Raw genomic sequence first — 13,306 nt, 5'->3', positions numbered from 1 at the left:
TGGAGCGAAGCGGAAGGGTCGCAGACGGTGGGGTCGCCTTTCTTTTGCTTACTTTTCTTTGGCGAAGCAAAGAAAAGTGAGTCGCCCGCCGGGGCGAGTCCCGGCCCCGGCCTTCGATCACGCGCAAAGCAACCATCGACATATCAGCGACCAAGATAAACCTCGATCACCCGCTCATCCCCCTGCACCTCATCCAAGGTCCCCTGCGCCAACACAGCCCCATCGCACAACACCGTCACGATCTCCGAAATCGTCCGGATGAAGCTCATGTCGTGCTCCACCACCATCAGCGAGTGCTTGCCCTTCAAGGTGAGGAACAGCTCCGCGGTCCGCGCCGTCTCCTCGTCGGTCATCCCCGCCACCGGCTCGTCGAGCAGCAACAACTTAGGGTCCTGCATCAGCAGCATGCCGATCTCCAGCCACTGCTTCTGCCCGTGGCTCAGGTTCCCCGCCATGCGCGACACGCTGCCGGCCAGGTGGATGGTCTCCAGCACCTCCGCCAGCCGATCGCTCTGCGCCGAATCGAGCCGGAACAGCATCGACTGCCGCACGCCCTTGTTCGTCTTCAACGCCAGCTCGAGGTTCTCGAACACCGTGAGCTGCTCGAACACCGTCGGCTTCTGGAACTTGCGGCCGATGCCCAGCTGCGCGATGTCGGCTTCCTTGTGGCGCAGCAAATCGATGGTGCTGCCGAAGAACACCGTGCCCGAATCGGGCCGGGTCTTGCCGGTGATGATGTCCATCATCGTGGTCTTGCCCGCGCCGTTGGGGCCGATGATGCAGCGCAGCTCGCCCGGCGCGATGTCCAGGCTCAGCTTGTTGATCGCCTTGAAGCCGTCGAAGCTCACGCACACGTCTTCGAGGTACAGGATGCGGCCGTGCGTGACGTCGACCTCGCCCGGCGTCGCATGGCGGCCGAAGTCCGCCGCGCGGCCGCCCGATTCGGTCTGGCCGAGCACCGGGCCATGGACCTTGGCGATGCGCTGCGCACCCTCTTCCATCAGGTCGGGCGTCATGCGCGGGCTCCTTCAGGCGTGACGGTGGTGTGGGGCGGCGGGAGGGCTGCGGGCTCGACACCCTCCGATGCAGCCAGCGCGCGCTGCGCCTCGAGCCGGCCGTCGCTCGGCTGCGGGTCAGCCTTGGTGGCGCGCCACTTGCGCACCAGGCCCACGATGCCGTTGGGCAGGAACAGCGTGACGGCGATAAACAGCGCGCCGAGGAAGTAGAGCCAGTACTCGGGGTAGGCCACCGTGAGCCAGCTCTTCGCGCCGTTGACGATGAAGGCGCCCAGGATCGGGCCGATCAGCGTGGCGCGGCCGCCGACCGCGGCCCAGACCGCGATCTCGATCGAGTTGGCCGCGCTCATCTCGCCCGGGTTGATGATGCCCACCTGCGGCACGTAGAGCGCGCCCGCCACACCGCACATGATGGCCGAGATGACCCAGATCGTGAGCTTGTAGGGCAGCGGGTTGTAGCCCGAGAACATCACGCGCGTCTCGGCATCGCGAATCGCCTGCAGCACGCGGCCGAACTTGCTGCGGACCAGCCACTGGCTGAACAGGAAGAAGCCCAGCAGCGTCAGGCCGGTGAGCACGAACAGCGTCATGCGCATGCCCTGCGTGGCGATCGGGATGTCGAGGATGCGCTTGAAGTCGGTGAAGCCGTTGTTGCCGCCGAAGCCGGTCTCGTTGCGGAAGAACAGCAGCATCGCGGCGAAGGTCATGGCCTGCGTAATGATCGAGAAGTACACGCCCTTGATGCGCGAGCGGAAGGCGAAGAAGCCGAACACGAAGGCGATCAGGCCGGGCACCGCGACGATCAGGATCAGCGTCATCACGAAGCTGCCCGAGAAGGTCCAGTGCCAGGGCAGCGTCTTCCAGTCCAGGAAGACCATGAAGTCGGGCAGATCGCTCTTGTAGTTGCCGTCGGTGCCGATCTGGCGCATCAGGTACATGCCCATCATGTAGCCGCCCAGCGCGAAGAACATGCCGTGGCCCAGCGACAGGATGCCGGTGTAGCCCCAGATCAGGTCCATGGCCAGCGCGCAGATGGCGTAGCACATGATCTTGCCGAGCAGCGCGACCGCGTAGTCGCTCATGTAGAAGGCGCTCTCGCGCGGCACCGCGAGGTTGAGCAGCGGCGCGAGCGCGCACACCACGATCAGCGCGACGAAGAAGGCCGTCCAGCCCTTGCGGCTCAGCAGGGGGCCTTTGGTGGGAAGAGTGACAGAGGTCATAGCGGCCAGGACTTGAGGGATTGCGCCAGGAACACCACAGAACCGGCTCTGCCGGGCTGCGGGTGTTGCCCCCTTGAGGGGGTGGACGAAGCGACACGAAGTGCGCGAAGACTGGGGGTGGTCATGCTTCGGCGCTCCGGCCCTTCATGGCGAAGATGCCTTGAGGACGTTTCTGAATGAAGATGATGATGAAGACCAGCACCGCGATCTTGGCGAGCACCGCGCCGGCCCAGCCTTCGATGAACTTGTTGAGGATGCCCAGGCCCATGGCCGCGTACACCGTGCCGGCGAGCTGGCCCACGCCGCCCATCACCACCACCATGAAGGAGTCGACGATGTAGCTCTGGCCCAGGTCGGGGCCGACGTTGCCGATCTGGCTCAGCGCGCAGCCCGCGAGGCCCGCGATGCCCGAGCCCAGCGCGAAGGCGTAGGTGTCGATGCGCGCGGTGTTCACGCCCATGCAGGAGGCGATCGGCCGGTTCTGCGTCACGCCGCGCACGAACAGGCCCAGCCGCGTGCGGCCGATGAGCCAGCCCATGGCCAGCAGCACCAGGCCCGCGAAGATCACGATGCAGATGCGGTTCCAGGGCAGGGTCACGTTGCTCAGCATGCTGAAGCCGCCGCTCATCCAGCCCGGGTTCTCGACGCCCACGTTCTGCGCGCCGAACAGCGTGCGCACCAGCTGCTGCAGCATCAGGCTGATGCCCCAGGTGGCGAGCAGGGTCTCGAGCGGCCGGCCGTAGAGGAAGCGGATCACGCCGCGCTCGAGCACCGCGCCGACCAGCGCCGACACGAGGAAAGACACCGGGATGGCCGCCACCAGGTAGAAGCCGAAGGCCGACTCGGGCAGGTACTTCTGGAACAGGCCCTGCATCACGTAGGTGGCGTAGGCGCCGATCATCATCAGCTCGCCGTGCGCCATGTTGATCACGCCCATCAGCCCGTAGGTGATGGCCAGGCCCAGCGCGGCCAGCAGCAGCACCGAGCCCAGGCTGATGCCGCTGAACACCGCGTTGATGCGGTCGCCCCAGACCAGCGCGCCGTCGATGCTGGCGATGGAGGCGGCGATGGCGCTCTTCACGCCCGCGTCGGTCTCGTCGGCCAGGCGCTGGTTGAGCAGCAGCTTGGTGTCGGGGCTCTTGCGCTCGGCCAGCGCCTGGGCCGCGACGATGCGCCGGGCCGGGTCGGCGCTGTTGAGCGTGGAGGCCGCGCGCACCAGTTCGAGCTGCGCCTTGATGGCCGGATTCGTCTCGGCCGCCAGCGCCTTCTCGACGGCCGGCAGCCGTGATTCGTTGGGCTCCTTGAGCAGGCCCTGGGCGGCTTCGGCGCGCACCTTGTCGTCCTTGCTGCCCAGCTGCAGCACGGCCTGCGCGGCGTCGAAGGCGCCGCGCATCATGTTGTTGTTGACCACGTCCTCGGCCGTCTCGGGCACCTTGAGCTCGGCACCGGTCACGGGGTCGTAGCCCTTGTCGTCCTTGATCACGAAGACCTTGGCCTCGGTGAACTTGACCGCGTCGTCGGCCATGGCCTGGATGAAGGCGGCCGTCTTCTCGTCGGCCGTGAGCACGGCCTTGTCGAGCGCGGCGATCCGGGCCTCGGTGTCGCCGGAGGCGATGGCCCGGGCTTCGTCGGCGGTCAGCGCGTGGGCAGCCGATGCCATGAAGAGCATGGCGGCGAAGGCGCTGTGGAGGGTTCGTCGAAGCATCATGAGACTGGAAGTTGGGTTGGCTCCCTCCCCTTCCGGGGGAGGGTTGGGGTGGGGGCACGCGGCGCCTGAACAAGCGCAGTGCTCGAATCGACCGCCGTCAGCCCCCACCCCTGCCCTCCCCCAGCGGGGGAGGGAGATACACACTTACATCGACTTGCCCGCAGGCTGGTCCGGTTTCTTGTCGTTGCCTTCGATGTACGGGCTCCATGGCTTGGCCTTGACCGGGCCCGGCGTCTTCCACACCACGTTGAACTGGCCGTCGGCCTTGATCTCGCCGATGAACACGCTCTTGTGCAGGTGGTGGTTCTTCTCGTCCATCTTCGAGACGATGCCCGAGGGTGCGTTGAAGGTCTGGCCGGCCATGGCGGCGATCACCTTGTCGGTGTCGGTCGACTTGGCCTTCTCCACCGCCTGCTTCCACATGTGGATGCCGATCCAGGTGGCTTCCATCGGGTCGTTGGTCAGCGGCTTGTCCATGTGGCCCGGGATCTTCTTGGCCTTGGCGTAGTCGCTCCACTGCTTGATGAAGGCGGTGTTGGTCGGGTTCTTGATCGACATGAAGTAGTTCCATGCGGCCAGGTGGCCCACCAGCGGCTTGGTGTCCACGCCGCGCAGTTCTTCCTCGCCCACCGAGAAGGCGACCACCGGCACGTCCTTGGCCTTGAGGCCCGCGTTGCCCAGTTCCTTGTAGAAGGGCACGTTGGAATCGCCGTTGATGGTTGACACCACGGCCGTCTTGCCGCCGGCCGAGAACTTCTTGATGTCGGCGACGATGGTCTGGTAGTCGCTGTGGCCGAAGGGCGTGTACTTCTCGTCGATGTCGGCGTCCTTCACGCCCTTGGTCTTGAGGTAGGCGCGCAGGATCTTGTTGGTGGTGCGCGGGTACACGTAGTCGGTGCCCAGCAGCACCCAGCGCTTGGCGCCGCCGCCTTCCTTGCTCATCAGGTAGTCGACCGCCGGAATGGCCTGCTGGTTGGGCGCGGCGCCGGTGTAGAACACGTTCTTCGACAGCTCTTCACCCTCGTACTGCACGGGGTAGAACAAGAGGCCGTTCATTTCCTCGACCACCGGCAGCACCGACTTGCGCGACACCGAGGTCCAGCAGCCGAAGATCACGGCGACCTTGTCCTGGCCCAGCAGCTGCTTGGTCTTCTCGGCGAACAGGGGCCAGTTGGAGGCCGGGTCGACGATCACGGGCTCGAGCTGCTTGCCCATCACGCCGCCCTTCTTGTTGATGTCCTCGATGGCCATCAGCACCGTGTCCTTGAGCACGGTCTCGGAGATCGCCATCGTGCCCGACAGCGAGTGCAGCACGCCGACCTTGATGGTGTCGGCGGCGAATGCAGGCACAGCGCTGAGGCTGGCCAGCGCGACGGCGGCGGTGAGCGCCTGGAGGGTGAAACGGCGTTGCATGGTGGGACTTCTCCTCGGAGTTGGACTTGGAACCCTTGCCGCCATCGGGATGACGTGCGGCACTGGAACGAAGTCTCTTCGGGACCGGAGAAGTCAGGAATACGCCGGGTGGCGTACAGGCGGCTCAGGGCCGCTGGGTGAACTGCTGTTCGGCGAAGGCCCAGACCAGGCGCGAGGCGTCGGGCCCGCTCGCGTCGCTGAAGGCCTGGCTCGCCAGGCCGCCGCTCCAGGCGTGGCCCAGGCCGGCGATCTCGCACAGCCGCACCAGCGTGCGGCCGTCGCGCGCGTAGTCGGTGATGCGCATGGGCCGGCGCTGGCCGCGCTGCAGGGTGCGTTCGACGCCCGAGGTCGCACCGGTCGCCGTGGCCCACACCGCGGCCGTGGCATGGGCGTTGCCCGCGCTGACCACCGTGTCGCCATCGCCGTGCAGCACCAGCAGCGGCGGCAGATGCGCGCCCACCGCCGCCGCGCCGAGCGCCTTGCCCACGGCCGTGACCGACACCACCGGCGTGCGCCGCCCGCGCATCGCGCCCAGCGCCGTGGCCGAGGATTGCGCCGCGCCCGGCGCCACGCCCGAATGCATGGCGACGGCCTTGAAGCGCGCCGGGAAATGCGTGGCCATCAGCACCGCCATGCTGGCGCCGGCCGACAGGCCCGCGACAGCGATGCGTTCGCGATCCACCGGATGGAACAGGCAGACCTGGTCGACCGCGGCCATCAGGGTCGTGGCTTCGGCCCGGGCCTTGCCCGAGCGCGTGTCGTACCAGTTCCAGCAGCCCTGCGGATTGGCCATGCGGTCCTGCTCGGGGTAGAGCACCAGGAAGCGCTCGCGCGTCGCGAGGCGGTTCATGCGGGTGCTGGCGGCGAAGTCGCGGCCGGTCTGGCCGCAACCGTGCAGCATCACCAGCAGCGGGATCTTCTCGCCGGGCGCGAGCTGCAGGCCGGGCGGCCGGTAGAGGTGGTAGCGCCGTGCGCCGGCCGGGCCCACCGCGAGGCCGGCGAGCCAGTCGCCGGGGCCGGGTGGCGCCTTGTTCTGCTGCTCGGCCGCGTGCTGCATCCGGGCCGCCATCTTCTTGCCCGTGCCCAGCGTGGCCTGGGTGAGCGCCTTCAGGTTGCGTGTGTAGGCACGCGTGAGCGCAGAGGAGGTGGAGCGTCTGGCCATGGGCGCACGGTAGCAGCTTCCGCACGCGCCGGGTCGTCTGCCCGGTTCTTTCTCAGTAGCGCTCGGGCACGTACATCGCGGCCGGTACCGGCTGGCGCAGGTAGTCGGGGTTGCGCACGCGGGCCGGCAGTTCGACCGACGCATGCAGCACCTCGCGGTAGGGCAGCTGGTCGAGCAGGTGCGCGATGCAGTTCAGGCGCGCCTTCTTCTTGTCGACGGCCTGCACCACCCACCAGGGCGCCTCGGGGATATGGGTGCGCTCGAGCATGGTCTCCTTGGCCTTGGTGTATTCCTCCCAGCGGCGGCGGCTTTCCAGGTCCATCGGGCTCAGCTTCCATTGCTTGAGCGGGTCGTGGATGCGGCCCAGGAAGCGCAGGTGCTGCTCGTCGTCGGTGATCGAGAACCAGTACTTGATCAGCGTGATGCCCGAGCGCACCAGCATGCGTTCGAAGTCGGGCACGGTGCGGAAGAACTCCTCGTACTCGTCGTCGGTGCAGAAGCCCATCACATGCTCGACGCCGGCGCGGTTGTACCAGCTGCGGTCGAACAGCACCATCTCGCCGGCTGCGGGCAGATGGGCCACGTAGCGCTGGAAATACCACTGGGTGCGCTCGCGGTCGTTGGGCGCGGGCAGCGCGGCGACCCGGGCCACGCGCGGGTTCAGCCGCTGGGTGATGCGCTTGATCACGCCGCCCTTGCCGGCCGCGTCGCGCCCCTCGAACAGGATCACCACCTTCTGCTTGCTGTGCTGCACCCAGTCCTGCAGCTTGACCAGCTCGCCCTGGAGCCGGAACAGCTCGCGGAAATAGGCCGCGCGGGCCGCCTTGTCGATGCCGACGGGCGCGCCGTCCTCGTCGACGTTGCGGTCCTCGATCTCGAGCTCCAGCTCCTCGTCGTAGCTGTCGACCAGGTCGCGGGCGATGCGGCGCATCAGGTCGTCGTGGTCGGAGTGGGCCGGGGCGTTGAGGGGAGGCAGGGACATGGCGTGGGCTCTGAAGGAGGTGGAGGGATGCTGACGAGCCGTTGTGACGGCGACATGACACTTTCCCGACACTGACATGGCGTTGTCACATTGGCGCGCAAGCATCGGCCTCTCCTCCTTGTCCGACATGCGCTCTTGACCATGACCACGCCCGGCACCGGCCCGGCCGCCCTGCCCTCCGCCCCCGACGACGCCGGCCTGATCTGCGCCTACCTGTTCGACGGCTCCGACGGCAGCGGCGCGGCACGCGCGGTCGACGCGGCCGAGGCCGCGCCATGGCTGGCCGGCGACACCTCGCCGTCGACCTTCCTGTGGCTGCACTTCAACCTCAACCACACGCAGGCCGAGCGCTGGATGCGGCGTCACGCCGGCCTGAGCGACGCCTTCTACGAAACGCTCAAGGACGGCTCGCACTCCACGCGCATCGAGCGCGAGGACGACGTGCTGATCGCGGTGGTGAACGACGTGCACTTCGACTTCGGCTTCGAGCCCTCGGACATCGCCACGCTCTGGGCCAGTGTCGGGCCCCGGCTGGTGGTCACGGCCCGCACCCAGCCGCTGCGCACGGTGGACGCGCTGCGCACCGCGGTGCGCAACGGGCAGTCGCCGCGCTCCAGCGTCGCGCTGCTGGAACAGCTGATGCGCACCCAGGCCGACGGGCTGGTCGACATCGTGCGCGGCGTGACCACCCGCATCGACGGCGTCGAGGACGAGCTGCTCAGTGGCCGGCTCGACCACAAGCGCGCGCGCCTCGGTGTGCTGCGCCGGCTGCTGGTCCGCTTGCAGCGGCTGCTGGCGCCCGAGCCGGCCGCGCTGTTCCGGCTGCTCCAGCATCCGCCGGCCTGGATGGCCGAGGACGACGTGCAGGAGCTGCGCGGCGCGACCGAGGAGTTCTCGGTGGTGCTGCGCGACATGCAGGGCCTGCAGGAACGCATCAAGCTGCTGCAGGAGGAGATCGCGGCCAGCGTCAACGAGGACAACGGCCGCAGCCTGTTCGTGCTGACGGTGGTGACGGTGCTGGCGCTGCCGATCAACATCCTGGCCGGCCTGTTCGGCATGAACGTCGGCGGCATCCCGCTGGCCGACCACCCGCACGGCTTCTGGATCGTGGTGACCATCGTGCTCGGCTTCACCGTCGTGGCCGCCTGGCTGGCGCTGCGCCGCAAGGACGGCTGAGGCGCGCGGCCGGAGCGCCGCGCAGGGTTGTCGCGCGCGTGCCCGGCGGCCTTTGAAACGAAGGCCTAAAATCGTGGCGTGCCTTCCATCCTCAACGCCGACCTGCACTGCCACTCCGTGGTGTCCGACGGCACGCTCACGCCCGAAGCGCTGGCCGAACGTGCCGCGGCCAACGGCGTCGAGCTCTGGGCCCTGACCGACCACGACGAGATCGGCGGCCAGCACCGCGCCATCGCCGCGGCCCGGGCCCACGGCATGAAATACCTGACCGGCGCCGAGATCTCCGTGACCTTTGCGGGCGAGACCGTCCACATCGTCGGCCTGGGCTTCGACCCCGACGACGCCAGCCTGCGCGCCGGCCTGCAGGCCACGCGCGGCGGCCGCGGTGCCCGGGCGCAGGAGATGTCCGAGGGCCTGGCCAAGGTCGGCATCGTCGGTGCCTACGAGGGCGCGCTGCGCTTCGTGGGCAACCCCGAACTGATCTCGCGCACGCATTTCGCGCGCTTCCTGGTCGAGAGCGGCGTCTGCAAGGACACGCCCGAGGTGTTCCGCAAGTACCTGACCGAAGGCAAGCCCGGCTACGTGCCGCACCGCTGGGCCGCGCTCAAGGACGCGGTGCGCTGGATCACCGAGGCCGGCGGCATCGCGGTGGTCGCGCACCCGGGCCGTTACAACTTCACGGCCAACGAGGAGCACGCGCTCTTCACCGAGTTCCAGGCCCACGGCGGCCGCGCGATCGAGGTCGTGACCGGCAGCCATGCGCCGGCCGAGTATGTCGAGTACGCCGAGAAGGCCGTCGAATACGGCTTTGCCGCCTCGCGCGGCAGCGACTTCCACAGCCCCGACGAGAGCCACATGGACCTGGGCAAGCTGCCCTGGCTGCCGGGCACGCTGACCCCCGTCTGGGAACTGCTCGAAGACCGCATTCAGTGAGCGCGACGCAGGAAGACGCAGCGGCGCACGCCACCCAGCGCCCCACCCGTGACCTCGCCTCCGAGCGCATCCTGGCCGGCATCGGCCTGGTGATGATCGCGGTGGCCTGCTTCGCCACGCTCGACACCGCCACCAAGATCTCGATCACTGCCGTGCCGATCCTGATGGGCGTGTGGTTCCGCTATGCCTTCCAGGCGGCCGCCACCACGCTGGTGCTGCTGCCGCGCCACGGCACCTCGCTGCTGCGCACCGCGCATCCGAAATACCATGCGCTGCGCGGCGCGCTGCTGCTCACGACCAGCATCTTTGCCTTCTTCAGCCTGCGCTACATGCCGCTGGCGGAGTTCACCTCGATCGTGCTGATCGCGCCGCTGGCCGTCACGCTGCTGGCCGCCACGGTGCTCAAGGAACAGGTGTCGGTGCTGCGCTGGGCGCTGGTGGCGGGCGGCTTCCTGGGCACGCTGGTGATCCTGCGCCCGGGCGGCGGCGCCTTCAACTGGGCGGTGCTGCTGCCGCTGGGACTGGTGGCGAGCAATGCCTGCTTCCAGGTGCTGACCAGCAAGCTGGCGCAGACCGAGAACCCGCTGACCATGCATTTCTACACCGGCTGGGTCGGCACGCTGCTGGCGTCGGTCGCGCTGCCTTTCGTGTGGCAGTCCCTGCCCTCGTGGCACTGGTGGGCGCTCCTGAGCCTTATGGGGCTGGCCGGCACGGTCGGGCACTTCATGCTGATCCTGGCCTACCAGCGCGCGCCGGCCTCCACGCTCACACCCTATCTTTATGCCCAGATCGCCTTCGCGATGCTCGGCGGCTGGCTCATGTTCTCCCAGGTCCCCGACGCGGTGTCGCTGGTCGGCATGGGCATGATCGCCGTCTGCGGCGCGGCCGGCGCCTGGCTGACGGTGCGCGAGCGCCGTGTCCCGATCGAACCAGTGGAAGGCTGACCCATGGCGCAATTCTTCGAAGTCCATCCCGAAAACCCGCAGCAACGCCTGCTCAAGCAGGCCGTGGCGCTGCTCGAGCGCGGCGAGGTGATCGCGGTGCCGACCGACTCCAGCTACGCGCTGGCCTGCCACCTCGACGACAAGGACGCGGTCGACCGGCTGCGCCGCATCCGCCAGGTCGACGACAAGCACCACCTGACACTGCTGTGCCGCGACCTGAGCGAGCTGTCCAACTACGCCAAGGTCGACAACAAGCAGTACCGGCTGCTCAAGGCCGCGACGCCCGGGCCCTACACCTTCCTGCTCGAAGCCACCAAGGAAGTGCCGCGCCGCGTGAGCCATCCGCAGCGCAAGACCATCGGCCTGCGCGTGCCCGACCACAAGATGCTGTGCGAGCTGCTCACGCTGCACGGCGCGCCGCTGCTCGCGACCACGCTGATCCCGCCGGGCGAGACCGAGCCCATGAACGATGCCCAGCAGATCCGCGAGCGCTTCGAGAAGCAGATCGGCGCGGTGATCGACGCCGGCGCCTGCGCCTCCGAGCCGACCACCGTGGTCGACCTCACGCCCATGGGCACGGGCGACGATCCGGTGGTGGTGCGCCAGGGCCGCGGGCCGGTGGCGGTGCTCGGCCTGTGAGGCACGGCCGGCAGCCCGGGGGCGTCTGAGACAATCGTCCGGTGGATATCTCCAATCTCGTTCAAACCGTCCTGATCTACGCGCTGCCGGTGGTGTTCGCCATCACCGTGCATGAAGCGGCCCACGGCTATGCGGCCCGCCACTTCGGCGACGACACGGCCTACGTGCTCGGCCGCGTGACGCTCAACCCGCTCAAGCACATCGACCCGGTCGGCACGATCCTGATGCCGCTGATGCTGTATTTCGCCACGTCCGGCGCCTTCCTGTTCGGCTACGCGAAGCCGGTGCCGGTCCAGTTCGGCCGGCTGCGCAACCCCAAGCGCGACATGATCTGGGTCGCGCTGGCCGGGCCGGCCTCCAACTTCGTGATGGCCATCGGCTGGGCGCTGCTGCTGGTCGGGCTGCTGGCCGCCGGAATCAATGAGACCTTCTTCCTCAAGATGGCGCAGGGCGGCGTGCTGGTCAACCTGGTGATGTGGGCCTTCAACCTGTTCCCGCTGCCGCCGCTCGACGGCGGCCGCGTGCTGGCCGGCCTGCTGCCGCGCGGCGCCGCCCAGACCCTGCTGATCCGCATCGAGCCCTACGGCTTCTTCATCGTGATGGCGCTGGTGCTGGCCGGTATCGTCAGCACCTGGTGGCTGCAGCCGCTCATGGCCTTCGGCTCGCAGGCCATCGGCCTGCTGATCTCGCCGCTCACCGCGCTGTTGCGCTAAGCCCGCTCCGTTTTTCGTCATGACCTCCTCTGCTCCTTCTCCCTCCGTCCTCCGCGTCCTCACCGGCATCACGACCAGCGGCACGCCGCACCTGGGCAACTACGTGGGCTCGGTGCGCCATTCGGTGCGCTTCAGCCGCCGGGCCGACGTGCAGAGCTTCTACTTCCTGGCCGACTACCACGCGCTGATCAAGGTCGACGACCCGGCCCGCATCCAGCGCTCGACGCTGGAGATCGCCGCCACCTGGCTGGCCTGCGGGCTCGACCCCGAACGCGTGACCTTCTACCGCCAGTCGGACATCCCCGAGATCCCCGAACTGAGCTGGTTCCTGACCTGCGTCACCGGCAAGGGCCTGCTCAACCGCGCGCATGCCTACAAGGCCTCGGTCGACAAGAACACCGCCAAGGGCGAGGACCCGGACGCCGACGTGAGCGCCGGCCTGTTCATGTACCCGGTGCTGATGGGCGCGGACATCCTGATGTTCAACGCCCACAAGGTGCCGGTGGGCCGCGACCAGGTGCAGCACATCGAGATGGCGCGCGACATGGCGCAGCGCTTCAACCACCTCTACGGCGACCACTTCACGCTGCCCGAGGCCGACATCGACGAGGCGGTGGCCACGCTGCCCGGCCTCGACGGCCGCAAGATGAGCAAGAGCTACGACAACACGATCCCGCTGTTCACGCCGCGCGCCCAGTTGCAGAAGCTCATCGGCGGCATCGTGACCGACTCGCGCGCGCCGGGCGAGCCCAAGGACACCGAGGGTTCGGCCCTGTTCCAGATCTACCAGGCCTTCGCCGACGCCCAGGAGACCGAGGCGCTGCGCCAGGCCTTCGCCGACGGCATCGCCTGGAGCGAGGCCAAGCAGATTCTGTTCGAGCGCATCGACCGCGAGATCGCACCGCTGCGGGCGCGCTACGAGGAACTGATCAACGACCCGGCGCAGATCGAGCGCATCCTGCTGGCCGGCGCCGACAAGGCGCGCACGCTGTCGCGCCCCTTCATCGGTCGGCTGCGCCACGCCGTGGGCCTGCGCAAGCTCGAGACACCGGCCGCGGCCGCCGCCCCGAAGGCCGCCAAGACGGCCAAGCCCAGCTTCAAGCAATACCGCGAGAGCGACGGCCGCTTCTACTTCAAGCTCCTCGACGCCGACGGCACGCTGCTGCTGCAGAGCCGCGCCTTTGCGTCCCCGCAGGAGGCCGGCCGGGCCATCGGCACGCTGCAGGCCGAGCGCGGCGAGGCGCTGGCCGCACTCGCCGAACAGCTGGAACCGGTTGACAATGCGGGCTTGCGTGCGGCGACGGACGCATTGGAGGTGCTGGCCCGGCTGGCCAGCGGTGGTTAAACCAAGAATCAACGCGAGAGACCGCCACCCTAGGCTGCGCGTGCACAAAGAAAGC

12 protein-coding genes are annotated in these 13,306 nt (G+C 68.3%); 6 read left to right on the top strand and 6 right to left on the bottom strand.

What is annotated here, in order from left to right; translation table 11 throughout:
* Positions 1–143 precede the first annotated feature (143 nt).
* The 6 genes from urtD to ppk2 form a co-directional block, all read right to left on the bottom strand.
* Positions 144–1,016, bottom strand: a complete 873-nt coding sequence (urtD, locus tag K0H49_RS00885) for an urea ABC transporter ATP-binding protein UrtD (RefSeq protein ID WP_219209258.1) — start codon at positions 1,014–1,016, stop codon at positions 144–146.
* Positions 1,013–2,236 carry an urea ABC transporter permease subunit UrtC gene (gene urtC / locus K0H49_RS00880; RefSeq protein WP_219209257.1) on the bottom strand — a complete coding sequence of 408 codons (1,224 nt, stop codon included), beginning with the start codon at positions 2,234–2,236 and terminating at the stop codon, positions 1,013–1,015. Before urtC ends, urtD begins: the two co-directional genes overlap by 4 nt.
* 121 nt (positions 2,237–2,357) lie before the next feature.
* Positions 2,358–3,905 carry an urea ABC transporter permease subunit UrtB gene (gene urtB, locus K0H49_RS00875; protein WP_219209273.1) on the bottom strand — a complete coding sequence of 516 codons (1,548 nt, stop codon included), beginning with the start codon at positions 3,903–3,905 and terminating at the stop codon, positions 2,358–2,360.
* 183 nt (positions 3,906–4,088) lie between these two features.
* The gene (urtA, locus tag K0H49_RS00870) at positions 4,089–5,357 is read right to left on the bottom strand and encodes an urea ABC transporter substrate-binding protein (RefSeq protein WP_219209256.1); all 1,269 of its coding nucleotides are present in this window, start codon (positions 5,355–5,357) and stop codon (positions 4,089–4,091) included.
* Positions 5,358–5,481: 124 nt separating this feature from the next.
* Positions 5,482–6,519: an extracellular catalytic domain type 1 short-chain-length polyhydroxyalkanoate depolymerase gene (locus tag K0H49_RS00865; protein ID WP_219209255.1), complete on the bottom strand. Its 1,038-nt coding sequence runs from the start codon at positions 6,517–6,519 to the stop codon at positions 5,482–5,484.
* Positions 6,520–6,571: 52 nt separating this feature from the next.
* Positions 6,572–7,501 carry a polyphosphate kinase 2 gene (gene ppk2 / locus K0H49_RS00860; RefSeq protein ID WP_219209254.1) on the bottom strand — a complete coding sequence of 310 codons (930 nt, stop codon included), beginning with the start codon at positions 7,499–7,501 and terminating at the stop codon, positions 6,572–6,574.
* Between the two features lie 141 nt (positions 7,502–7,642).
* Between ppk2 and K0H49_RS00855 the strand changes: the two genes are divergently transcribed.
* The 6 genes from K0H49_RS00855 (at position 7,643) to K0H49_RS00830 (ending at position 13,251) form a co-directional block, all read left to right on the top strand.
* A complete protein-coding gene (locus K0H49_RS00855; RefSeq protein WP_219209253.1) occupies positions 7,643–8,677 on the top strand; it encodes a transporter in 1,035 nt (344 codons plus the stop codon).
* 78 nt (positions 8,678–8,755) lie between these two features.
* Complete coding sequence (locus tag K0H49_RS00850) at positions 8,756–9,610, top strand: 3',5'-nucleoside bisphosphate phosphatase (RefSeq protein WP_219209252.1); 855 nt, start codon at positions 8,756–8,758, stop codon at positions 9,608–9,610.
* Entirely contained in the window at positions 9,607–10,554 is a 948-nt protein-coding gene (locus tag K0H49_RS00845; RefSeq protein WP_374122284.1) for a DMT family transporter, read from the top strand. The genes K0H49_RS00850 and K0H49_RS00845 overlap by 4 nt, the downstream gene beginning before the upstream one ends.
* Positions 10,555–10,557: 3 nt before the next feature.
* On the top strand, positions 10,558–11,193 hold the full coding sequence (locus K0H49_RS00840; RefSeq protein WP_219209251.1) for an L-threonylcarbamoyladenylate synthase: 636 nt from the start codon (positions 10,558–10,560) through the stop codon (positions 11,191–11,193).
* A 41-nt stretch (positions 11,194–11,234) separates the two neighbouring features.
* Positions 11,235–11,906 carry a site-2 protease family protein gene (locus tag K0H49_RS00835; protein ID WP_219209250.1) on the top strand — a complete coding sequence of 224 codons (672 nt, stop codon included), beginning with the start codon at positions 11,235–11,237 and terminating at the stop codon, positions 11,904–11,906.
* Positions 11,907–11,925: 19 nt separating this feature from the next.
* Positions 11,926–13,251: a tryptophan--tRNA ligase gene (locus K0H49_RS00830; RefSeq protein WP_219209249.1), complete on the top strand. Its 1,326-nt coding sequence runs from the start codon at positions 11,926–11,928 to the stop codon at positions 13,249–13,251.
* The last annotated feature ends 55 nt before the right edge of the window (positions 13,252–13,306 follow it).

The organism is Variovorax boronicumulans, from assembly GCF_019352895.1.
GTDB classification, from domain to species: domain Bacteria; phylum Pseudomonadota; class Gammaproteobacteria; order Burkholderiales; family Burkholderiaceae_C; genus Variovorax; species Variovorax boronicumulans_A.
This window is presented reverse-complemented; position numbering and strand designations above follow the sequence as displayed.

Bases quoted from the DNA above. Each gene is read 5' to 3' on its own strand.
- ppk2 (WP_219209254.1), bottom strand. From the start codon at position 7,501: ATGTCCCTGCCTCCCCTCAACGCCCCGGCCCACTCCGACCACGACGAC.
- K0H49_RS00855 (WP_219209253.1), top strand. From the start codon at position 7,643: ATGACCACGCCCGGCACCGGCCCGGCCGCCCTGCCCTCCGCCCCCGAC.
- K0H49_RS00840 (WP_219209251.1), top strand. From the start codon at position 10,558: ATGGCGCAATTCTTCGAAGTCCATCCCGAAAACCCGCAGCAACGCCTG.
- urtD (WP_219209258.1), bottom strand. From the start codon at position 1,016: ATGACGCCCGACCTGATGGAAGAGGGTGCGCAGCGCATCGCCAAGGTC.
- K0H49_RS00830 (WP_219209249.1), top strand. From the start codon at position 11,926: ATGACCTCCTCTGCTCCTTCTCCCTCCGTCCTCCGCGTCCTCACCGGC.
- urtA (WP_219209256.1), bottom strand. From the start codon at position 5,357: ATGCAACGCCGTTTCACCCTCCAGGCGCTCACCGCCGCCGTCGCGCTG.
- K0H49_RS00865 (WP_219209255.1), bottom strand. From the start codon at position 6,519: ATGGCCAGACGCTCCACCTCCTCTGCGCTCACGCGTGCCTACACACGC.
- urtC (WP_219209257.1), bottom strand. From the start codon at position 2,236: ATGACCTCTGTCACTCTTCCCACCAAAGGCCCCCTGCTGAGCCGCAAG.
- urtB (WP_219209273.1), bottom strand. From the start codon at position 3,905: ATGCTCTTCATGGCATCGGCTGCCCACGCGCTGACCGCCGACGAAGCC.